Below are 21,691 nucleotides of genomic sequence, written 5' to 3' on the forward strand. Positions count from 1 at the left end.
GCGGTGCGCCCCGGCGCGTCACCCGGCACCCGGGGGGACCTGCGGCCACCCGGCGCCGAGATCTTCCAGATCCGGCATGCCAGCCCGGCAATCTGGCTCGAGTCTACCCACCCAAGACCGGCCGGGTCAAGGCATGGGGCGCCGCCGTTCCGATGGCCGGGCCCAAAGGAGCCCATCCACGGCAGAGGGCGCGTGGAGCCGGCGCCTCACGCCGGCTGGGTGCCGCCGGCTTCCTCCCCCTCCCGGACCGGCCGGGGGAAGGTGCGGTCCCGCGCCACCCGCACCGTCATCGGCTGGCGCAGCAACATCCGCACCAGCACCTTGCCGTCGAAGGGCACCAGGGGCCAGAGATAGGGGACGCCGAAGGACCGGGTGTTGAGCATCAGCACGAAGGAGAGCAGAAGGCCGATCAAAAAGCCCGGGATGCCCAGCGACCCGGCCAGGATCAGCAGCACCACCCGCAAGAGCCGGAAGGCCTGGGCCAGCTCCACACTGGGGGTCGCGAAGGTGCCCAGCGCCGCCAGGGCGATGTACAGGATGGCCTCATTGGTGAAGAGGCCGACCTCCACGGCCAGCTGCCCGATCAGCACGGCGCCGATGATGCCCAGGGAGGTCGACAGCGCTTCCGGCGTGTGGATCAGGGCGAGCCGGATCAGCTCGATGCCCACCTCGCCCAGGATGAACTGCCACTCCAGGCCGATCCCCGCCGGCTTGCGCGGCCCCAGGATCCGCACCAGCTGGTCGGGCAAGCCGGTCAGCTGGCCCTTGTCCAGCACCAGGGCCACCCAGAGGGGCGGGCCCAGCCAGGACAGCAGGACCCCCGCGTAGCGGATCAGCCGCGCCCAGGTGCCCACCGTGGCGTTCTCGTGGAACTCCTCGGCGTGCTGGAGGTGGTGGAACAGGGTGGTGGGCAGGATGATGGCCGACGGGCTGGTGTCGACCAGGACCAGCACGTGGCCCTCGATCAGGTGGACCGCCGCCACGTCGGGCCGCTCGGTGAACCGCACCAGGGGGAAGGGGTTCCACCAGCGGCGCGGGCCCATCAGGTGTTCCACCACCGCCGACTCGGCCATGGGGATGGCGTCGGTGTCCACCTCCTTAAGCCGCTCCCGCACCAGCTTGACCAGCTCGGGGTTGGCGACGTCCTTGAGGTAGACCAGGGCCACGTCGGTCTTGGACCGGCGGCCCAGCCGCAACACCTCCGCCCGGAACTGGGGATCCCGCAGGCGGCGGCGGATCAGGGCCGTGTTGTGCACCAGGGTCTCGGTGAACCCGTCGTGGGGTCCCCGCAGGACCTTCTCCAGGGCCGGTTCCTGGATGCCGCGGCCCGGGTAGGTGCGGACGTCGATGACGAAGGCGTGGTCCAGGCCGTCGACCAGCAGGGCCACCGGGCCCATCAGCACCTTGTCGATCACGTCGTCCAGGGTCTCCGCCGGATCGACCTCGATGAACCCGATCCCCTCGACGAACACCTGGGTGAACCAGAGCCGCTCGTCCTCCTGGGCGGGGGCGTCGGGCTTGAACACGGCCAGGGCCTGCATGATGCGCAACAGCACGTCGGTCTTCACCAGGCCGTCGATGCCCACCAGCACGGCATCGCGCCCGGCGAAGCGGGAGGGCTTGATCAGCAGGTCGAAGGTCTCGCCCGCTCCCAGGGTCCGGCGGATGTACTCGAGGTTGGCTTCCAGCTCCCGCTGGATCCGGTGCTTCTTCTCCCCATGGTGGACGGCCGCGGTGATCGCCTCGGCCATGGCGCCCGCCGCCGGTGGGGACGAACCGCCCCGTGGATCGTCCATGGAACCGCCCTCCCTTCGCCGCGTTCCACCCCGTCCCACCCGGGTTCCCGCTCCGTCCGGCTCAGCTTTCCGCGCCTCCGAGCCAGGTTGCCGCCAGATGCCGCCGGGTTGCCGCCCCGCCCGTTCCGGCCGGTTTCAGCCAGCGCGCGTATCACCGCGCGCGATGGATCCTGGGCCGGGGGCCGCTCAACCCTTGGGGTTGAACAACAGCGCCGTGAGCAGGCCGCCCAGCACGGCCACGGTGAGGCCCAGGGCGGTGGCCGCCAGGCCGCCGGCCAGGATGCCGCCCAGGCCCTGGGCGGCGCCCTTCATCGCCCCCTCGACGAGGGCAAAGCCAAAGCCCGGCAGCGGGATGGTGGCCCCCGCGCCGGCCAGTTCCACCAGCGGGCGGTAGAGCCCGAGACCGCCGGCGATGGCGCCCAGGACGACGAAGAGCACCATGACATGGCCCTGGGTGAACCGCGGCGGGGTCAGGTCCAGGACCAGCTGGGCCAGGGTGCACAAGAGGCCGCCGATCACGAAAGCCCAAAGATAGCTCATGCCTCGTCCCTCCCGCCGGGTTGCCCGTCCTGGCTCCGGCGCCCGTCCACCGGCTCGGCCGAACCGGCGGTGTCGTCCGTTCCGCCGGCCTCCAGGACCACGGCGTGGGCGACCGTCGGCAGGCTGTCTCCCTGCTTGTAGGTCGTGGTGCTGTGCAGGCACCCCGTGCACACCAGGAGGACGCGGTGCAGGTCCCCCTGCTCCATCCGGCGCAGAAGGTAGCCGGCGCTGACCATGCCCGAGCAGGCGGTGCCGCTGCCCCCGGCGTAGACGCCCTGGGAGGCGTCGTAGAGCATGATGCCGCAGTCGGCCAGCACGCCCTCGGCGTCGTACCCCTGCTCCCGCAGCAGTTCGACCAGCAGCCGGTGGCCGTATCGGGCCAGGTCCCCGGTGACGATCAGGTCGTAGTCGCCCGGCCGCCGGCCGGTGTCCTGCAGGTGCTGCCGGATGGTGTCGGCCGCGGCCGGGGCCATGGCCGAACCCATGTCGAAGGGGTCGGTCAGGCCCATGTCGATGACGCGGCCGAAGGTGGCGTGGGTGATGACCACGGGCCGGCGTGATGCGCCGGCGCCCGGCGAGGGGGCCGTGCGGCCGTTCCCCGTGGCGCCGGCCGGCGACGGGCCGGCATGGCCCCCCGCGGCCCGGGCTCCGTGGTGGGGAGCGGCGGGTTCATCCCGGCCGGTCCGGCGCGCCGGGCCGCCGGCGGGCTGGCCGCGATCGGAGGTGCCCTCCGCGCCAGCCCGGCTCCAGCCCTCGGGCAGCGGGGCATCGCCGCCCACCAGCACCGCCGCGGCGGCGCCCGTGGCCGTCCACTGGGCGGTGGCCGGCCGCTGGTTGCCCAGCTCGGTCGGGAAACGGTACTGGCGCTCGGCGGTGTCGTGGTGGCTGGAGGTGGTGCACAGCACCCGGGAGGCATACCCGGCATCGGCGAAGAGGGCCCCCAGCCCCAGGGCGGCGGCCCAGGTGGCACAGGCGGCGAAGAGGCCCAGGTAGGGGATGTCCAGTTCCGCCGCCGTGAAGCTGGCGCAGGTCAGCTGGTTCATCAGGTCGCCGGCCAGGTGCAGGTCGATGTCGGCCGGCTCCAGCCCGGCCTTCTCCAGGGCCAGCACGGCGGCGTCGAGGCACATCCGCCGCTCGGCCCGCTCCCAGGAGCGCTGGCCCAGCATCCGGTCGGGGTAGGTGCGGTCCCAGTAAGCCCCGAGCGGGCCCTCGGCCTCCTTGGGACCGGCCACGGCGGCGGCCGCGGCGATCCGCGGCCGGTTGCGAAAGACCAGGGTCTGCTGGCCCACCCGCCGGCCCTGGGTCCGCGATCCCGGCGCGCCCGGGGAGGGGCTGCGCCCCTTTTCCAGAAGGTTGGCAACGGCCGTGAGGGAAGCCACCCCCATCCCCCCTCCTGCGGTCCCTCGTCCCGTCCTCGGTGCGGCGGCTAGCCGTCCGGTACCGGGTCCCCGTGCCGATCCGGTCCCGTGCCGCCGGCCGTCGCCGGGGCGGGCCCGGGCCGGGCCGCGGAGGGCCGCTCAGGGGGCCCCCAGGGCCGTCCGGGCGCCGCCGAACAGGGTCATCAGCCCCGCCACCACCGTGGCCGCGGCGATGCCGTAGACGATGACCGGACCCGCGATCTGGAAGATCCGGGCACCCAGGCCCAGGACCCAGCCCTCTCGCTTGAACTCCATGGCCGCCGAGCCGATGGAGTTGGCAAAGCCGGTGATGGGCAAGAAGGCGCCCATCCCGCCCACCCGTCCCAGGTCGTCGTAGACCCCCAAGCCTGTCAAGAGCAGGCCGATCAGGATGAACACCGCCGCCGTCCAGGAGGCGGCATCGGTGGCCGGCAGGCCCGCGTTCTTGAGCAGGTTCAGCACCACCTGCCCGGCGGTGCAGATGGAGCCGCCGACGAGGAACGCCATCAACGCGTTGCGGGCAATGGGCTTGGGAGGCAGGATCCGCTGGACGGCCTTCTTGTAGGCCTGGGTTTGCTCCTTGCTCGCCCTCGCCATGACGGTCCTCGCTGCGCCGGCGCGGCGCCCTCAGACGCCGCGCCGGCTGTTGTCGACCTTGAAGGCCACCTTGACGTTGGCCTTCCACTCGACGACCCGGCCGTTGTCCACATTGGCCGTCAGGTTGCAGACCTCGACGCCCGAGACGTTGTCGATGGTCTTGCACGCCTCGGCCACGGCGTTGCTCACCGCGTCGGTCCAGTCCTTGGTCGACTCGCCCACCAGTTCGATGACCTTGACCACTTCAGCCACGGCGCATCCTCCTCCGCCTTCGGGTCGAGGGATTCCGCTGCTAGCCTTCCCGGCCCCCAGGGCCCCTATGCCGGAAGGGCGAGGGGCCCCGCCAGGGCGGGGCCCCTCCCAGCGACTGCTTCAGCGGCCGGTTCCGTCCGCGCCGCGGCGGCCACGCGCCCCGCGTCCGCGCGCCTCCTCGGCCGCCGCGGCCGCGCGCCCCGCGGCTGAGTACCTCCGCGGCCGCGCGCCCCGCGGCCTCGCACCTCAGCGGCCGCCAGCCCGGGCGCCGTCGCCGGCGGCCGCCACGCTCTCCTGGGCCAGCAGGCTGCGCAGCTGGGTCAAGGCCATCTTCTCCAGCCGCGACACCTGGGGCTGGGACAGGCCCACGGCGGCGGCCACCTCCGCCTGGGTCATGTCGCGGAAGAAGCGCAGGGCGACGATGGTGCGCAGCCGCGGGGGCAGCTGGGCCAGGGCCGCCCGCACCGCCACGGTGTCGCTCCAGTCGGGCTCGGCCGGCGCCGGCAGGCGCTCGCCGCGGGCCGCCGCGTCGGGTTCGGCCGAGACGGGCTCGTCCAGCGAGACGGGACCCTGGGCCGCCTCCAGGGCGAAGGTGACGTCGGCCACGTCGCATCCCAGCCGCTCCGCCACGGCGGCCGCCGGTGGCCGCCGCCCCAGTTCCTGCTCCATGGCCGCCGCCACCCGGCGGATCTCGGTCACCCGGGCGCGCATGCCACGGCTGAGGCCGGCCGGGTCGCTGGCCCGCAACCAGCGGCGGATCTCCCCCAGGATGACGGGCACCGCATAGGTGGAGAACTGGTAGCCGCGGGCGGGGTCGAAACCGTCGATGGCCTGCAGCAAGCCCACGGTGCCGGCCTGGACCAGGTCCTCCAGGTCATGGCCGAAGCCCGCGAAGCGGCGGGCCACATGGCGCACCAGGGGCAGGTGCAGGGCGACCAGCTGCTCCCGGGCTGCGGCGTCGCCCCGGCGTGCCCGTTCCCATAGCGACTGGTCCACGGCCCGATCCCCCTATCGGCCGGGGGTCGGGCCAGCCGGCCCCGCCTCTTCACCCAGCCCTGCGGCGGCCTCCGCCTGGGATGCGCCGGGCGCGCCGGCGCCCGCGGGGCCACCGGCGGCACCGGCCGGCCCCGGCGCCGCGGCCGGTTCGTCCGGAGCGACGGCCCCCTCCTGGGGACGCGGCCGCTTGTACATGCGGACGGTGGTCCCCGAACCGGGCACCGACTCCACGTCGACCTGGTCCATGAAGGCCTCCATGAAGGCGAAGCCCATGCCCATGCGCTCGGGGTCGGTGGAGAAGGCCGGCTGGCGCGCCTGGTCGATGTCGGCGATGCCGCGGCCGCTGTCGGTCACCTCGACCCACAGCCGGCGCCCGTCGTGGCCGGCGCGGACGGTGACGACGCCACGGTCGTGGCCGTAGCCGTGGACGACGGCGTTGGTCACGGCCTCGGAGACGGCGACCTTGATCTCCTCCAGCTCGCCGAGGGTGAAGGGCAGCTGGGCGGCAAAGGCGGCCACCGCCACCCGCGCCACCCCCACGTTCTCCGCCCGGCTCGGCAGGCGCAATTCTAGCCACTGGGTCGAGGCACGGCGGGCCATGGACCGCCCCTCCTTCCGGGGCTCGACGAAATCGGCAGGGACAGGCAGGATGGGCAAGGGTTCGGCCGGGCGGCTCATCGCGGGACCACCCCCCGGCCGGCCCCCAGGGCCGCGGGCTCGTCGTCGTAAAGGGCGATCCACTGCAGGATCCCCGCCATCTGCAGCACGGCCCGCACGTGGGGCGGTGCGCCGACGACGCTGACCCGGGCGCCGTCCTCCCGGGCCCGGCGATACCGTCCCAGGAGCGCGCCCAGGCCCGAGCTGTCGATGAAGGTCACCCGCTGCAGGTTGACCACCAGGTGGTCGTAGGCGCGCCGGCGGACGGCGCGTTCGATCTCCTGGCGGAAGACCTCGGCCCCGTGCTCGTCGAAGTCCCCCGCCAGCCGGGCGACGAGGGTGCGTCCCGTCCAGTCCAGCTGGACTTGCAACGCCAACGCCTCCTATCGCCCTCTCTCCCGTTCTCCCCAAACGCAGATTCGCCGCCGGGGTCGGCATCCCTGCCACCCGGCGGCGACGTGCGGGCGGGATTTGGATGGGGCCGCGGGTTGGCGGCCGGGACTAGCGCATGGGCCAGGTCCAGCCGAACAGCCGGGCCAGGAGGGTGGGCGGCCCGGCCCGTTCCACCGGCTGGGCGGCCACCACCGGGGCGGAGGCCAGGACCCGGTCCCCCTGGCGGGCGACGATGCGGCCGACGGGTTGACCCGCCGCCACCGGCGCCGGCACCGGCTCCGCCAGTTCCACGCTCCAGCGGACCCGCCCGCCCTCACCCCGCGGGACCGTGACGCCGAAGACCTCCTGGACCGTCACGGGCACCTGGAGCAGCCGGCCCTCGGCCACGGGCGCGGTGCGCAGGACCTGGCCGGGCCGGGCGATGGGCACCGAGTCGAAGGAGGCGAAGGCCCAATCCAAGAGGCGGCTGGCCTCGCGCCAGCGGGTGTTGCTGTCGGGTGCGCCGAGGACGACGACGATGAACCGGTCGTCGCCCTTGCGGGCGGTGACCACCACCGAGGGGCCCGACTCGTCGGTCAGGCCGGTCTTCAGGCCGTCCACGCCCTCATACCAGGCGACCAGCTTGTTGGTGTTGGTCAGCCAGAACTCGCGGTCGGTTCCCTTGCGCAGCCAGTCCTCCCAGATGGACGTGTAGCGCAGGATCTCGGGATGGTGGTTGATCAGGTACCGGCTCAAGATGGCGATGTCCCGGGCGCTCATCCGGTTGCCGGGCTGGTCGGTCAGACCGTGCGGGTCGACGAACCGGGTCTGGGTCATGCCCAGCTCGGCGGCCCGGCGGTTCATCCGCTGGACGAACCGGCCCACGTCGCCGCTGATGTACTCCGCCAGGGCCACGCAGGCATCGTTGGCCGAGGCGACGGCCACCGCCTTGATGAGGTCCTCCACGGTGATGCGCTCGCCGGCCTCCAGGAAGGCCGTGCTGCCCGGGGTCCCCTGGGCCCGGGGGCTGACGGTCACCTGATCCTGGAGGCGGATCTGGCCGGCGTCGATGGCCTCCAGGGTGAGCAGCAGGGTCATCAGCTTGGAGATGCTGGCCGGGTGGCGCGGCTCGTCGCCGTTCTTCTGCCAGAGGATCTGGCCGCTGGCGGGGTCCATGACCAGCAGGGCGGCCGACTGGGTGCGGAAGCCGGGTCCTCCGGCCTCCTCGCCCTCCTTGGCCGGCGGCGGGCCGGCCGGTTCCGGCGCGGTGGCGGCCGTGGCGGGGGCGGTGGCCGCCACGAGCCCGGTGACCGCCAGCCAGGCGGTCACCGCCACCAGGGCGGCGGCCCGCGCGAGGCCGGTCCCTCGCTTCGCTCCCCGGCACCCCGTCGTCGCCGGCCGCGGACGCGGCACGGGCACCCCACATCCCCCCTCGCAGTGGATCGGGCCTACCGTTCGGAGGTAGGTTTTCCCGGGACCGGGAGCCTATGCGCCGGGGCGCCAGGCCCCTCCGCCGGCCGGGGCCCGCGGGGCTGGGGACAGGCTGCGGGGTGGTGGAGCGGGCGCGGCGGCCGGGTGGGCCACCGGGGCGCGGGCCGGTCAGGGCCCCGCCTTGATCAAGCGGTCGAGCGCCGTCGCCACCGCCCCCACCAGCGCCCGGTCGTCGCCGGGCAGGAGGGTGCGCGGGTCGAACCAGAGGATCTCGTCCTGGATCCGGGCCACCACGGGGGGGTCGCCCTGGCGGAGCGCTGCGGCCAGGGTGGCGGCGGCCACCCCGGGCACCTCGAGCCCCACCAGGGTGGTGGGCCAGGGGACCTCGGGCAAGCTGCCGCCGCCGGCCTGGGATTCGCCGGGCGCCAGCCGGATCCGCCCCCGGCCGCCCAGGGCCCGGCGCAGGCGGGCCGCCAGGCGCCGGGCCGCCCGGGCCAGTTCCTCCGGAGGGCGGGACAGCATGGCCAGGACGGGCACCTGCCGGTAGGCCCCGTCCGGATCGAGGTAGAGGCGCAAGGTCGCCTCCAGGCCCGCCAGCACCAGCTTGTCGCAGCGCAGGGCCCGCATCAGCGGGTGCCGCCTCAGGCGGGCGACCAGGTCGGCCCGCCCCACCACGATGCCGGCCTGGGGGCCTCCCAGCAGCTTGTCCCCGCTGAAGGTGACCAGGTCGGCCCCCTGGGCCAGGCTGGTGCGCACGTCGGGCTCCGCCGCGAGGCCCGCGGCCCCGAGGCCCGTGGCCGGGCCGCTGGCCGGTGGGACCAGCAGGCCGCTGCCCAGGTCGTCCACCACCGGCAGGCCGTGGCGCCGGCCCAGCTGGACCAGCTCCTCCAGGGGCACGCTGGCGGTGAACCCCACGATGCGATAGTTGCTGGTGTGAACCCGCAGGAGCAGGGCGGTCTCGGGGCCGATGGCCGCCTCGTAGTCGGCCAGGCGGGTCTTGTTGGTGGTGCCCACCTCCACCAGCCGGGCCCCGCTGGCGGCCAGGATCTCGGGGATCCGGAAGGACCCGCCGATCTCCACCAGCTGCCCCCGCGAGACCACCACCTCCCGTCCTGCCGCCAGGGTGGCCAGCACGAGGAACACGGCGGCCGCGTTGTTGTTGACCACCAGGGCGTCCTCGGCGCCGGTCAGCCGCCGGAGCAGGTAACGGACGTGGTCCAGCCGGGAGCCCCGCCCCCCGGAGTCCGGGTCGTATTCCAGGGTGGAGTAGGACCCGGCCACCTCGGCGACGGCGGCCACCGCCGGCGGCGCCAGGGGCGCCCGCCCCAGGTTCGTATGGAGGACGATGCCCGTGGCGTTGATCACCCGCCGCAGGGACGGGCGGGCCAGGGCGGCCAGCCGCCGGGCCGCCGCCTCGGCCAGCTGGTCCGGGGACCGGGGTTCGGCGCCCTGGCGGCGGAGCTGGCGTTCCTCCTCTAAAACCTCCCGGACCACGGCCGTGGCCCAGGGGGCCGCCGGTCCCTGGGCTGCGGCCCGCACGGCCGGGTGCTGCTGGAGCCGGTGGACCGCCGGCAACGAGCGCAGGGTCGCCGCCGTCCGGGCCGCAGGCTTCGGAGAGGCCGCCGCCCTGGTCGCGGGGTCCGGAGAGACCGCCGTCCCGGTCGCGGGCTCCGGGGAGGCCGGCGGCTGGCGCCGGTCGGATCCGCTCACCGGTCCCACCCCTCGGTCGCCGGCAGCGGCTCCCCCGCCGGCCCGGCTCCCGGCGCCCCAACCCCCGGGGCCAGCCGCGGGTGGGCCCGGCGGTAGGCCTCCAGCAGGTGATGCCGGGTCAGGTGGGTGTAGATCTGGGTGGTCGAGATGTCGGCGTGGCCCAGGAGCTCCTGCACCGCCCGCAGATCGGCGCCGCCGGCCAGGAGGTGGGTGGCGAAGGAGTGGCGCATGGTGTGGGGGCTCACCGCCCGCGGCACCCCGGCCCGCCGGGCCGCCCGGCGCAGGAGGTGCCAGACCCATTGCCGGCTCAGGCGGCCGCCCCGCTGGTTGAGGAACAGCGCCCGCTGGTCCCGGCGCCGGAGAAGGGCCGGGCGGCCCCGCTCCAGGTAGACCCGGGTCGCCTCCACTGCCGGCGCCGCCACCGGCACCACCCGCTCCTTGCCGCCCTTGCCGCGGCACCGCAGCAGGCCGAGGTCCAGCAGCAGGTCGTCCAGGTCGAGGCCGACCAGCTCCGAGACCCGCAGCCCGGTGGCATAGAGCAGTTCCAGCACCGCCCGGTCCCGCAGCCCCGTGGGCGAGGCCGGGTGGGGCAGCTCCAGGATCCGCTCCACCTCCCCCTCGCCCAGGACCCGGGGCAGGGGCCGGCGGGCGCGGGGCGTGGCCATCCCCTCCACCGGATCGTGGGCGGCCAGGCCCTCCTCCACCAGGTGGCGGAAGAACCCGCGCAGGGCCGCCAGGCGCCGGGCCGCCGTGGCCGGGCTGCGGCCGGTCTCGTCCAGGTGGTGCAGGTAGGCCATGACCAGGGCCCGGCGCACGGAGGCCGGGCCCACGCCACGGGCGGCGGCGAAGGCGGCGAAGTCGGCCAGGTCGCGGCGGTAGGCGGCCAGGGTGTGGGCCGCCAGGCCGCGCTCGACCCGCAGGATGTCCAGGTATTCGGCGGTGGCCGCGGCCCAGGCACGGGCCGCGGCCTGTTCGTCCCCGGTTGCCATGGACCTGCCCTCCCGGCCCGTTCCCCGGACGTCAGCTCGGGCGGGGTCTCCAAGGGCACGGCGCCCGTCCACGGTTGCCCTCAGCCCGCCGGACCCACAACGCCGGGGCCGGGTTCAAGACCGGCCGGCGGCCGGCTCCAGTCCCGCCTCCTCCAGCGGGGTGTAGGGCAGCCGGTGGGCCTCCGCCACCGCCCGGTAGGTCAGGTGCCCCCGGTAGGTGTTGACGCCGCGGGCCAGGGCCGGGTCGCGGCGCACGGCCTCCTCCACGCCCAGCCGGGCCAGGTCCAGCACGTAGGGCAGGGTCACGTTGGTCAGGGCCAGGGTGGAGGTCCGGGGCACCGCGCCGGGCATGTTGGCCACGGCGTAGTGGACGACCCCGAACCGCTCGTAGGTCGGGTTGTCGTGGGTGGTCACCCGGTCGATGGTGGCGATGGACCCGCCCTGGTCGACGGCCACGTCGATGATCACCGAACCGGGCTTCATCGACCGGACCATCTCCTCGCTGACCAGCCGGGGGGCCCGGGCCCCGGGGATCAGCACGGCGCCGATCAGCAGGTCGGCCCGCCGCACCGCCTGGGCCACGTTGTACTCGTTGGACATCAGGGTGGTGATGCGACCGCCGTAGACGTCGTCGAACCAGCGCAGCACGTCGGCCCGCACGTCCAGCACGGTCACCCGGGCCCCCAGGCCCAGGGCGATGCGGGCGGCGTTCCGCCCCACCGTGCCCCCGCCGATGATGACCACGTCGGCCGGCGGCACCCCCGGCACCCCGCCCAGCAGCACCCCGCGGCCCCCGTGGACCCGCTCGAGGAAGTGGGCGCCCACCTGGGGGGCCATGCGACCGGCCACCTCGCTCATGGGCGTCAGGAGCGGCAACGACCCGTCGGCCCGCTGGACGGTCTCGTAGGCGATGGCCGTCACCCCGCGATCGAGCAGGGCCCGGGTCAGCGGCTCGTCGGCCGCCAGGTGCAGGTAGGTGAAGAGGGTGAGGCCGGGGCGGAAGAACCGGTACTCCTCGGGCAGCGGCTCCTTGACCTTGAGGATCAGGCTGGCGTTCTCCCACACCACCTCGGGGCCCGGGGCCAGCTGGGCCCCGGCGCGGGCATAGTCCTCGTCGCTGAACCCGCTACCTTCGCCCGCACCCCGCTCCACCCAGACGGTGTGGCCCTCACGGACCAGGGCATGGACCCCGGCCGGCGTCAGGGCCACCCGGTTCTCGTTGCTCTTGATCTCTCGTGGTACCCCGATCACCACGGGCATGCTGCTGCGCCTCCCGCTGGCCGGGTTGCCGGTTCGTCCCCGGTGGCCGGGGGGCACGACCCCGCCCTGCAAGACCCCACCGGCGGGGACGAACCGGCCCCGGGCGCACCCCCGCAGGCCTCCCCCATGGGGCGGCAGAGGCCCATGGGGCGGCTCCGGCGGGCTCCGTCCGGGGGCCCGTCCATGCTCTGACTGCGACGCGATGGTAGCACAGCCAGGTGCTACCGGCAAGGTAAAGGACGGCAGGACCCGGCCGACCGGCCTAGAGGACGAGCCGCTGCACCAGGGCCAGCAGGGCGGGCGCCACGTAGCCCTCGACGAGGCCTGCCCCGGCGGCCAGCAGGCCCGCCACCAGCCCCAGGCCGAGGTAGGGGGACCAGGGGGAGTGCAGGGCCGGTAGGGCACGGCGCCAGCGGCTGGCGGCCACCTGCACCGCCAGCCGGGTGGCCGCCGCCGCCACCAGGACCAGGGCGGGTACCTGCAACAGGTTCGGCGGGAAGACGCCCGCCAGGGCCACCAGCAGCCCGCGCCACTGCCAGTGGGCCGCCAGGGCGCCCACGGCGAATCCCAGGCTGTAACCGTGCAGGAAGAGCATTCCCAGGGTGACGGGCAGGCCGAGGACCAGGCACCCGGCGCCCCAGGCGACGGCCACCTGGCGCAGGTTGCCGCCGGCGGCGGCCGCCCAGGGCGGCGCCGCGGCCGCAGGCCAGCCTGCCCCTTGGGGTGCGGCTTCGTCCCCGGCCGGCGGCGAGGGCGACGGCGCCTCGCCAACGCCGGGGCCGGCGCCCGCGGCTCCCGTGGCCGTGGTGCGGACCAGATAGTCCAGGTACTGCCCCACCTCAGCCTGCTGTCCCGGGTCCAGCTGGGCCACGTGCAGGGCGCCGGTGACGATCCCCGCCGTCAGGATGAACGCGGCCAGCACCAGCGGTGCCTGGTGCTGGCGCAAGGCGTTGGTCAAGGCGCGGGCCAGGGACTCCACCATCGCGCCGCCCTCCCGTGGAGCAGGCCGTGCGGGCCGCCGGGTTCCGGCACGCCGGGCCCGTCCCGCCCGGCCGGAGCCGGGGACGGGCCTGGCGGGGGATCCCTACCACCCTATGCGCAGGCGCGGCCGTCCATGTGGCCGCCCCGCCCGGGCCCAAGCCGCCGGCAGGGCGAAGAGGGCATGTGGCAAAGAGGGGTGTCTTGAGGGGTGCGTTCAAGGGTCCCCTGGGCTGGCGGCGCGACGGGGTTCGTCCGCCCCCGCCGCCGGTTCCACCAGCAGCCCGCCCCGTTCCAGGATGAGCAGGCCCACCAGGGTCTTGGCGTCGGCGATCTCGCCCCGCTCCGCCATCCGCAGCGCTTCGTCCAGGGGCACGGCCCGCACGGCCAGTTGCTCGTCGGGGTCCGGATGGCTCGGGCCGCGCTCCAGGTCCTGGGCCAGGTACAACCACTTGTGCTCGCTGGTGTAGCCCGGCGAGGCGTAGAAGCGGGCTAGAAGGCGCCAGGTGCGGGCCTTGAGGCCCGTCTCCTCTTCCAGCTCCCGCTGGGCTCCGTGGAGCGGGTCCTCCCCCGGCTCCCGCCGGCCGGCCGGAAGCTCCCACAGCTCCCGCCCCGCCGGCAAGCGGTACTGGCGGACCAGGATGACCTCCCGGGCCGCCGTCATGGCCGCCACCACCACGCTGCCCGGGTGGTCGACCCAGTCCCGCACCGCCTCCCGGCCGTCGTCCAGCCGGACCCGGGTGCGCCGCAGGGAGAAGATCCTGCCGTTCCAGAGGGTCTCGCCGTCAAGGGGTGTCTCCACGACCCTCCTCCTTTCCTGCCGCTCCGATCCGCCCGCCGACCCGGCCGCCCCGCCCTGCATGCCCGCGATCCCGACCGGCCGGGCCCACCCCGGCCGCCTGGGGAGCCCCCGCCAGGACCGCGGCCAGGATGCCGGCGGCCAGGGCGGCCTGGAAGAACAGGGGGTCCTGGTCGGGCCCCCGCCCCATGGTGGTCGCGTCCAGCCCTTGCCGTCGCCACCAGGCCAGGGCGGGGCCGGTGTACACCCCGACCGGGAGGACGCCTGCGGCGGCGGCCAGCCGGTTCAGCGGGCGGGCGGCCGCCGCAGGCAGCGGCCGGGGTAGGGCCAGCCACGCCGGGCGGGGCAGGATCCCCAGGACGCCGGCGGTGTGGTGGCTCAGCCCCCGCTGGCGGGGCCGCCCGTCGGCGCCGCTGAGCCGGGGCACCAGGACCGGGCGGCCGCCCAGCCCGTGGGCCAGGCTCAGGATCCAGGCCTGGTCGAGCCCCGTGTGGCCCAGGGTCTCACCCGTCCCCAGGATGCCCGGCCCCATGCCGGCCACGATCAGGCGGGCGCCCCGCACCCGGGCCACCAGCAGGGCCGAGGCCAGGTGGGCCGCCTCGTCGTCACCGCCGAAGGCCTGCCCCGCGGTGACCGTCCACGCCACCCAGCCCCGCTCGCGCAGGGTGGCCAGCAGCCGGCTCAGGGCTGCGGGCAACGCCCCGCCGTCGGTCATCACGTAGACCACGTCGCCCCGGCCGCCCGCCCACCGCCATCCCGCCACCACCGCCGGGACCTGGCTGTGCAGCTCGACGGCCACCACGGGCAGGCCCCCCAGACCGGTGGGCAAGGGCCCCAGTTCCTCCTCGGCCAGCGGCACCCGGACCTGCAGCGGCGTGTAGCGAAGCTTCATCCCTTCGCCGCGGCCCTCCGGCGGACGGCGGCCGGGGATGGCGATGACGAAGTCGTACCCGCCGGTGCCCAGGCCCAGGTCGACGGCCGTGGTGTTGAGCCACACCCGGTCGCCGGGGGCGGCCCGCCCGACCAGGTCGAGGTAGGCGATGGCCTTCCGGTACTCGTCCCCGGCGCGGACCAGCAGTTCCTGGCGGCGGGGGGTGCCGGCCAGCACCCGCTCCACCGTCCCCCAGCGCGCCAGCAGCACGCCGCCACCTCCCTGCCGGCGACCCGGCGGCCGGGCCCCCGCCTCCTACCGAACAATCCCCGCCTGGCAGCCCCCACCCGGCGGCTCTCACCTGGCGGCCCCCGCCCAGCGGCTTTCGCCCGGCGGCCCGCCGCCGGGCCCGTGAAACAGGCGGCCCCGGGGGAAGGACCCCGGAGCCGGTCTTTCGTGCCGGGGGTCGGGTCCGGCCGCGCCCGGCATAGGCCGGCGCCCGGCCCTCGGCATGGGCGGGGGCCCGGCCCCCGGCGTGGGCCGGCGCCCGGCCGTCGCGGCACGGGTCGGAGCCCGGCCCATGGCAGCCCCGGCCGGAGGCCGCGCCGCCCGTCAGCGGGCGTCGCCCGGGTCGGCCGGCTCCGCCGCCTCCTCAAAGGCCAGCTCCGGGTCGCCGTCGTCCAGGTCGGCGGCCACCGCCGCCTCATCGCCGGCCTCCAGGTTCAGGGGCTCTTCCTCCCCGCCGGCCGCGGCCGGCTCGCGGCCCTCCGCCCCGTCCGCCGGGATACCCGTCCCGGAGGCGTCCGTTCCCGCCGCCCCGCTGGCCCCTGCGGCCGCCCGCTCGGCCGCCATCTGGGCCCGCATCTGCCGTCCCAGCTCCAGCAGCCGGTATACCGGCGACTGGCGGACCCGCCGGTCCCGCATCTCCAGGAGCTGTTCGTACACCTCCAGGAAGACCCGCGCCGCCGCTTCCACCACGCTACCCGAAAGGGGCGCCGCCCCGGCCAGCGGGGTCGCCTCCCCGGTGCGGGCGTTGGGCAGGGCGTACAGGCCCACCAACAGCTCGTGGCCACCCAGCGGCACGATCTCGCAGTCGACCAGTTCGAGTTCCCGTTCCCCGGCCAGCAACAGGGGGCGGAGGGCCTCCAGGACCGCCCGCAGGGCGGTGTGGGCCTGCTGCTTGCGCCGCGAGCCGCCGCTGGCCGCCCCGTCCCAACGGGCCGTCTCATCCCGGGGGTCACGGAAGGTGACCTCGATGTGGGTCTTGCCCGTCACGGCGTCGGACTGGGTGACGAACCCGGCCAGCTCGGGCCGGACCGGCTCCCGCAGCGGGCCCAGGCCGCGGACCTGGGCCCCGCTGACCTTCTTGTGGTCGAGCCGCAGGCCGAAGCGGGCCTGCAGGGCACTTTCGATGTCCCGGACGATCTGCTTGGCGCCCCGGTCCACCGTGGCCAGCACGTGGACCGTCTGGATGGCCCCCCAGTCGTTCACCGAGAGGCGCACCGCCAGCACGCCCGGCAGGCGTGACAGAAGGTCCTCGATGTCGGAGCGGCGGACGGCCGGCCGGATCGCCGCGCCCCGGCCCCCTTCCCGGCCGCCGGCCCCGCCCCGCCGGCCGGCGGCCCGGGTTCCACCTCGCGCCGGTGGTTCAGCTGCCATCCCCACGACTCCCCCCTGGCTTGTCCCCGTCTTCGGTGATGGGGTGGCGTCCCGAGCGGCATCCCCGGGCAACCGGCCCCCGTGCCCTCAGGCTGTGGCCACGTCCCCGGCCGCCCGTACCCCTTCCAGCGACCGGCCCCGCCCATCCCCGCGGGGCCGGGCCCGGCCCGGCCTCCGGCCTCCGGCCTGAAGCCGCCCTCACCCTTCAGCGACCCGAACGGCCGGGCATGTGCAACCGGCGCAGCTGGGCGATGGCGTGGATGCGCTGCTCCGCCAGCCGGTCGGCGGCCTCGGCCGTGGTGATCCCCTGCTCCCGGGCCATGGTCAGGATCGCCTTGACCTTGTCGTAGATGGTCGCCACCCGGGCGTACGCCCGGTCCCGGTCGTAGCCGCCGGGCGTGTACTCGTCGGCCACGTGGATCACGCCGCCGCCGTTGATCACGTAGTCGGGCGCGTAGAGGATGCCGCGGCGCGCCAGTTCCTCCCCGTGGCGCGGCTCGGCCAGCTGGTTGTTGGCCGAACCGGCCACGATCCGGCAGCGCAGCCGCGGGATGGTCTGGTCGTTCAGGATCGCCCCCAGGGCGCACGGGGCGAAGACGTCGCACTCCACGTCGTAGATGGCGTCGGGGTCCACCACCTGGGCCCCGAACTCCGTCGCCACCCGCTGGGCCCGCTGGGCGTCGATGTCGGTCACCACCAGCCGGGCCCCGGCCTCGTGGAGCAGCCGGGCCAGGTGATAGCCGACGTGACCCATGCCCTGGATTGCCACCACCCGGCCCTGGAAGGACTCGTCGCCGAAGGCCTCCCCCAGGCACGCCTTCATCCCCCGGAAGACGCCGTAGGCGGTGGCCGGCGAGGGATCGCCGCTGCGACCCGGCAAGCCCACCACGTGCCGGGTCTCCATGGCCACGTAGGCCATGTCCTCCGTGCCCGTCCCCACGTCCTCCGCCGTGATGTAGCGGCCGCCCAGGGAGTCGACGAACTGGCCGAAGGCGCGGAAGAGCATCTCCGACTTGTCCCGCCGGGGATCGCCGATGATCACGCTCTTGCCACCGCCGAAGTTGAGGCCCATGGCCGCGTTCTTGTAGGTCATGCCGCGGGCCAGGCGCAGGGCGTCGACGATGGCGTCCTCCTCCGTGGCATAGGGCCACATGCGGCAGCCGCCCAGGGCGGGGCCCAGGGTCGTGTCGTGGATGGCGATGATCGCCTTCAGGCCCGTCGCCCGGTCGTAGCAGAAGACCACCTGCTCGTGGCCCATGGCCTCCAGCTTCTCGAACACCAAGGCTCTCGCTCCTTTCCGGCCGGCTTCAGGACCGGCCGCGGCCGCCGGCACCCGACGGCTCGCCGGTCGCCAGGCCGTCCCCCGGCCGGTAGAACGTGCGCAGGGCGGCGGCGCCCGCCAGGCGCCGGCGCACCATCCACTCCGCCGCCTCCAGGGTGGTGATGGACCGCTCCCGGGCCACCCGGAAGATGGTCCGCAACATGGGGCCGATGGCGGCGGTCTTCCGCATCACCCGGTCCCGGTCGAAGCCGTCCAGCTCGTCGGCCACCTGGATCAGGCCGCCGGCGTTGATGACGTAATCGGGGGCGTAGAGGATCTGGCGGTCCTGCAAGGCCGCGGCGTGGCGGGGCGCCTCCAGCTGGTTGTTGGCCGCGCCGGCGACGACCCGGCAGCGCAGGCGGGGGATGGTGGCGTCGTTGATCACCCCGCCCAGGGCGCAGGGGGCGAAGACGTCGCACGGCTCGTCGTAGATGGCGTCGGCGTCCACCACCCGCAGGCCGTAGGGGCGGGCCACCGCCCGGGCCTTGGCCGGGTCGACGTCGGTGACCGTCACCTCCGCGCCCGCCTCCACCAGGCGGCGTACCAGCTTGCTGCCCACCTTCCCGCACCCCTGGACCGCCACCCGCCGCCCCCGCAGGTCGGCGTCGCCGTACACTTCCTCCAGGCACGCCTGGATGCCCACGAAGACGCCGTAGGCCGTGGTCTCCGAACTATCCCCGCTGCCCCCAAAGGCCGGCGGCAGCCCCACCAGATAGGGGGTCTCCCAGCGGGCGGCGACGAAGTCCTCCGGGTTGGTCCCCGCGTCGGTGCCGGTGATCACCAGCCCGCCCAGCGTATGGACGAACCGGCCCAGCGCCCGGAACAGGGCCTCGCTCTTGTCGCGGCCCGGGTCGCCCCAGATCACCACCTTGGCGCCGCCGTAGTTCACCCCGGCCAGGGCCGACTTGGCGGTCATGCCCTGGCTGAGCCGCAGGGCGTCCTGGACGACCTCCTCCTCGCTGCTGTAGGGCCACATGCGGCAGCCGCCGAGGCCGGGCCCCAGCGTGGTGTCGTGCACGGCCATGACCGCCCGCAGGCCGGCCGCCGGGTCGTAGCAGAACACCAGCTCCCGGTGGCCGCCGGCGGCCATGGCCTCGAAGATCGACACAAGCATCCCCCCGTGACGTCGATCCCCCTGGATGGATCCGCTCCAGCATATGGACCCATGCCCTGGGCCGGTGCCCTGGGCCGGCGCCCCCGGCGGTTCCCGGGCCGGGGTCCCCGGGCGGGTTACCTGGGCGGCCGTACCCGCCCGTTACGCCGGGGCGGCGGGCCGCCCGGGCAAGGCAAAGGCCGCCCCGGGACGGGTACCCGCCACCGGCCAGCGGCGCCGGGCTCGGGTTCGGGACGGCCCCTGGCCTCCGACCCTCCGTATGCGGCGTGTACCGGATCCCTAGCAAGATTACTCGTTTGACCAGGAAGATCCTTGTGGCCCGGCCCAGGGTGCGGGAGCGGAGGGGCGGGTCCCCAGCCGGTCCAGCCAGCGCAGGGGCGGGACGGCGTCGATCAAGCGGCTCAGGGAGTAGAACTCGCCCACCAGGTGCAGCAGGAGGAGGGCGACCAGGCTGGTGCCCTGGGCGGCCGGCGGGGCGAAGGTGACGACGGCCCAGCCCAGGGCAGCTCCCAGGGCATTGCTGCCGGCGTCGCCCAGCATGGCCCTTTCCTCCAGGTCCAGGGGCAGCAGGACCAGGGCCGCCACCGCCACCGGCAGCAGGGCCAGGGCCGCCGGCGGCAGGGCCGCGGCCAGGGCCAGCCAGGCCGCGAAGAAGGCCTTGAGGGCGCGGCCGGGCCGGCGGTCCAGCAGGTTCATCCCGTTGGCGGCGGCCGCGACGAGCCCCGCCGCCAGGACCCGGCCGGCCAGTCCAGGCCCGGGCCCCGGGGCCAGGGCGAAGGCCAGAAGGGGCAGCGCCAGCAACTTCAGGCGGCCGCCGGTGAGGGCGGCCCCGGCCGCCAGGTGCCCGCGCCAGCCGCGGACCGGTTCGTCCAGCAGGTCGTCGACCAGGCCGACCAGGGCGGTGGCCGCCACCAGGGCCAGCAGGGACGGCGCCGCCGCCAGCACCAGGCCGAGGGGGGCCGGAACAGGTAGGCGGCCGCCGGGATCGCCGGGACCGCCGGGTCCGGCCGGTAGGATCTCCCCGGGCCCGGAGGGGCCGGTGGCCAGGGTGTGGGTGGGGGTCCCCGGGGCACCCGAGGCCGGTGGGGTCGTCCCCGGCGGCAGGGCCGCCAGGACCGCCGCCAGGGCGGCCACGGCCAGAGGGCCCGCCAGCAGGGCGACGCCGGCGCCGGTCACCACCGGCCGGCCGCGGTAGTTGGGACGAACCAGCCGCGCCGCGGCCAGGCGCCGGCCGGCGGCCGCCGCCATCAGGGCGGTGGCGCCGGCGGCGAGCACCAGGAGGCTGGCCAGCAGCCATGCCGAGGGTGGAAGGCCGCTCAAGGGGTGGCCACCCCTCCCCGGGTCCCGGCGGCCGGCGCCCGGTGCCGGGCATAGGCGGCCAGGGTCCAGGCGATGTGGGCCAGCTGGCGGCCGCGATGGAGGAAGCCGGCGGCGTCCAGGCGGGTGACCCGGTGCTGGATCGGCACCGGGACCTCCACCACCTGCAGCCCGGCCCGCAGGGCGGCCAGGGTCAGGGCGATCTCGATGCCCCACCCGCCGGGCGCCGGATGGAGCAGGTCCAGGATCTGCCGGCGCAAGACGCGCTGGCCGGAGAGGGGCGCCGCCAGCCGCCGCCCGCCGAGGCGGGCCACCCCCCAGCCGGCCAGGCCGACGGCCGCCCCCAGGCCGTTGCGCCCGGGCCGGCGCGGGGGGGCGGCGATCAGCATGTCGGCCTCCCCCGCCAGGGCCCGTTCCACCAGGACCGCCAGCCCCGCGGCCGAGGGTCCGAGATCGGCGTCGGCGAAGAGCAGCCAGGGCGCCCGGGTCCGGGCCGCACCGGCCAGCAGGGCATGGCCCTTGCCACGGCGCCGCGGCTGGCGGATCACCCGGGCCCCGGCTGCCCGCGCCCGCTCGGCCGTGCCGTCGGTCGAGCCGTCGTCCACGACCCAGATGGTGCCGACCGCCGGGCAGCGGGCCAGGGCGGCCACGGTGGCCGCCACGCTGGCCGCCTCGTTGTACGCGGGCACCACCGCCTCCACCGGCGCCGGGCGGGCGGGGGCCTGCCGGGTTTCCGTCACGGCGCCACCCCCAGCCGCTCCAGCCGGTCCTGCTGCCCGGCCAGGGTGAGGATCAGGGTCACCTGGCCGGCCGCCGAGCCGGCTTCCACCAGGGGCACGCCCGCCGCGGCGTACACGGCGGCCCGGGCGCCGCTGGGGGCGGCCATCCCCGCCACCGTCAGGCCCTCGCCCGCCAGGGCCCGCAAAAGGGGCTCCAGCACCGCTTCCGGTTCCTCGCCCTGGGTATGGACCACGACCACCGCGTCGGGGCGGGCGTCACCGTCCCCCGGTGCCGGCTGCCAGGTCAACCCGCCCACCGCGGCCAGGCCGGCCACGCCCGCCGGTTCTTCCCCGCCCTCGCCGGCCACCAGCGCCTGGACCAGGGCCCGGGCCACGGCCTGGGCCAGGCGCTGCCGCCCTGCCCCCGGCGTGCCCAGGGCCGCCGCCGCCACCTCCGGCCACCGCCCCTCCAGGCGCGCCAGGCCGGGGTCGACCACCAGGCGCGACCCGGGACGGGCGGCGGCCGCCTGCAAGAGGCGGGACGCCTCCTGGGCCAGGGGGGCGTCGGCGGCCCCCAGCACCACCACGGCCACGCGGCGGCCGCTGAGCCGGCCCTCCACGGCCAACGACGCCAGGGCCTGCTCGGCCTGCCCGTAACGGGCCAGCTCGCTGCTCAGGCGGCGGTTCTCGCTGCGCAAGAGGGCGGTGTCCCGGCGCAGGGCGGCGAAGTCCTGCTCCAGGGAGCGGATCAGGGCCTGCTGGCGCTCCAGCAAGGTCCGGTCGTCCAGCATCCCCGCCCCGATGAAGATACCCACCCCCAGGGCCAGGAAGACGGCCATCAGCGTCAACAAGTGGTAGCGAAGTCCCAGGGGACCCGGCCGTCCCACGTTGCCTCCCCCTTCTTGAACAGCCCCGC

At 75.6% G+C, this 21,691-nt stretch carries 20 protein-coding genes and 1 pseudogene; all 21 read right to left on the reverse strand.

Translation table 11 applies throughout. From position 1 onward, the window contains the following. Positions 1 to 206: 206 nt before the first annotated feature. The 21 genes and pseudogenes from ACYQ02_RS03495 to ACYQ02_RS03595 all read right to left on the reverse strand — a co-directional run bounded on the left by ACYQ02_RS03495 (position 207) and on the right by ACYQ02_RS03595 (position 21,662). Complete coding sequence (locus ACYQ02_RS03495; protein WP_460039054.1) at positions 207 to 1,796, reverse strand: spore germination protein; 1,590 nt, start codon at positions 1,794 to 1,796, stop codon at positions 207 to 209. 186 nt (positions 1,797 to 1,982) lie between these two features. Next, complete coding sequence (locus tag ACYQ02_RS03500) at positions 1,983 to 2,336, reverse strand: SpoVA/SpoVAEb family sporulation membrane protein (protein ID WP_460039055.1); 354 nt, start codon at positions 2,334 to 2,336, stop codon at positions 1,983 to 1,985. Further along, positions 2,333 to 3,715 carry a stage V sporulation protein AD gene (locus tag ACYQ02_RS03505; protein ID WP_460039056.1) on the reverse strand — a complete coding sequence of 461 codons (1,383 nt, stop codon included), beginning with the start codon at positions 3,713 to 3,715 and terminating at the stop codon, positions 2,333 to 2,335. The genes ACYQ02_RS03500 and ACYQ02_RS03505 overlap by 4 nt, the downstream gene beginning before the upstream one ends. A 138-nt stretch (positions 3,716 to 3,853) precedes the next feature. Next, positions 3,854 to 4,330 carry a SpoVA/SpoVAEb family sporulation membrane protein gene (locus ACYQ02_RS03510; protein ID WP_460039057.1) on the reverse strand — a complete coding sequence of 159 codons (477 nt, stop codon included), beginning with the start codon at positions 4,328 to 4,330 and terminating at the stop codon, positions 3,854 to 3,856. A 30-nt stretch (positions 4,331 to 4,360) separates the two neighbouring features. Beyond that, a complete protein-coding gene (locus ACYQ02_RS03515; RefSeq protein WP_460039058.1) occupies positions 4,361 to 4,582 on the reverse strand; it encodes a dodecin family protein in 222 nt (73 codons plus the stop codon). 246 nt (positions 4,583 to 4,828) lie between these two features. Further along, positions 4,829 to 5,578: a sigma-70 family RNA polymerase sigma factor gene (locus ACYQ02_RS03520; protein ID WP_460039059.1), complete on the reverse strand. Its 750-nt coding sequence runs from the start codon at positions 5,576 to 5,578 to the stop codon at positions 4,829 to 4,831. 186 nt (positions 5,579 to 5,764) lie between these two features. Then, positions 5,765 to 6,178 (reverse strand): annotated as a pseudogene (spoIIAB, locus tag ACYQ02_RS03525) (anti-sigma F factor); the annotation flags it as partial. A gap of 74 nt (positions 6,179 to 6,252) precedes the next feature. Beyond that, complete coding sequence (locus tag ACYQ02_RS03530; protein ID WP_460039060.1) at positions 6,253 to 6,606, reverse strand: STAS domain-containing protein; 354 nt, start codon at positions 6,604 to 6,606, stop codon at positions 6,253 to 6,255. Positions 6,607 to 6,736: 130 nt separating this feature from the next. Further along, the gene (locus ACYQ02_RS03535) at positions 6,737 to 8,026 is read right to left on the reverse strand and encodes a D-alanyl-D-alanine carboxypeptidase family protein (protein WP_460039061.1); all 1,290 of its coding nucleotides are present in this window, start codon (positions 8,024 to 8,026) and stop codon (positions 6,737 to 6,739) included. A 180-nt stretch (positions 8,027 to 8,206) separates the two neighbouring features. After that, the gene (gene selA / locus ACYQ02_RS03540) at positions 8,207 to 9,748 is read right to left on the reverse strand and encodes an L-seryl-tRNA(Sec) selenium transferase (protein ID WP_460039062.1); all 1,542 of its coding nucleotides are present in this window, start codon (positions 9,746 to 9,748) and stop codon (positions 8,207 to 8,209) included. Continuing rightward, a complete protein-coding gene (gene xerD / locus ACYQ02_RS03545; RefSeq protein ID WP_460039063.1) occupies positions 9,745 to 10,737 on the reverse strand; it encodes a site-specific tyrosine recombinase XerD in 993 nt (330 codons plus the stop codon). The genes selA and xerD overlap by 4 nt, the downstream gene beginning before the upstream one ends. 114 nt (positions 10,738 to 10,851) lie before the next feature. Then, a complete protein-coding gene (gene ald / locus ACYQ02_RS03550) occupies positions 10,852 to 11,991 on the reverse strand; it encodes an alanine dehydrogenase (protein WP_460039206.1) in 1,140 nt (379 codons plus the stop codon). A 268-nt stretch (positions 11,992 to 12,259) separates the two neighbouring features. Continuing rightward, on the reverse strand, positions 12,260 to 12,979 hold the full coding sequence (locus ACYQ02_RS03555; RefSeq protein WP_460039064.1) for a stage II sporulation protein M: 720 nt from the start codon (positions 12,977 to 12,979) through the stop codon (positions 12,260 to 12,262). Positions 12,980 to 13,192: 213 nt separating this feature from the next. Continuing rightward, entirely contained in the window at positions 13,193 to 13,777 is a 585-nt protein-coding gene (locus tag ACYQ02_RS03560; RefSeq protein ID WP_460039065.1) for an NUDIX hydrolase, read from the reverse strand. Further along, positions 13,761 to 14,915, reverse strand: coding sequence for a DUF3866 family protein (locus ACYQ02_RS03565; RefSeq protein ID WP_460039066.1), 1,155 nt, complete (start codon positions 14,913 to 14,915; stop codon positions 13,761 to 13,763). The genes ACYQ02_RS03560 and ACYQ02_RS03565 overlap by 17 nt, the downstream gene beginning before the upstream one ends. Before the next feature lie 342 nt (positions 14,916 to 15,257). Continuing rightward, positions 15,258 to 16,304 carry a hypothetical protein gene (locus ACYQ02_RS03570; RefSeq protein WP_460039067.1) on the reverse strand — a complete coding sequence of 349 codons (1,047 nt, stop codon included), beginning with the start codon at positions 16,302 to 16,304 and terminating at the stop codon, positions 15,258 to 15,260. A 205-nt stretch (positions 16,305 to 16,509) separates the two neighbouring features. Further along, a complete protein-coding gene (locus ACYQ02_RS03575; RefSeq protein ID WP_460039068.1) occupies positions 16,510 to 17,586 on the reverse strand; it encodes a Glu/Leu/Phe/Val dehydrogenase dimerization domain-containing protein in 1,077 nt (358 codons plus the stop codon). 25 nt (positions 17,587 to 17,611) lie between these two features. Then, positions 17,612 to 18,733 carry a Leu/Phe/Val dehydrogenase gene (locus ACYQ02_RS03580; protein ID WP_460039069.1) on the reverse strand — a complete coding sequence of 374 codons (1,122 nt, stop codon included), beginning with the start codon at positions 18,731 to 18,733 and terminating at the stop codon, positions 17,612 to 17,614. 294 nt (positions 18,734 to 19,027) lie between these two features. Then, positions 19,028 to 20,059, reverse strand: a complete 1,032-nt coding sequence (locus ACYQ02_RS03585) for a hypothetical protein (protein ID WP_460039070.1) — start codon at positions 20,057 to 20,059, stop codon at positions 19,028 to 19,030. After that, positions 20,056 to 20,796, reverse strand: coding sequence for a glycosyltransferase family 2 protein (locus ACYQ02_RS03590; protein ID WP_460039071.1), 741 nt, complete (start codon positions 20,794 to 20,796; stop codon positions 20,056 to 20,058). The genes ACYQ02_RS03585 and ACYQ02_RS03590 overlap by 4 nt, the downstream gene beginning before the upstream one ends. Beyond that, complete coding sequence (locus ACYQ02_RS03595; RefSeq protein ID WP_460039072.1) at positions 20,793 to 21,662, reverse strand: copper transporter; 870 nt, start codon at positions 21,660 to 21,662, stop codon at positions 20,793 to 20,795. The genes ACYQ02_RS03590 and ACYQ02_RS03595 overlap by 4 nt, the downstream gene beginning before the upstream one ends. Positions 21,663 to 21,691 lie beyond the last annotated feature (29 nt).

The organism is Thermaerobacter litoralis (assembly GCF_054654595.1).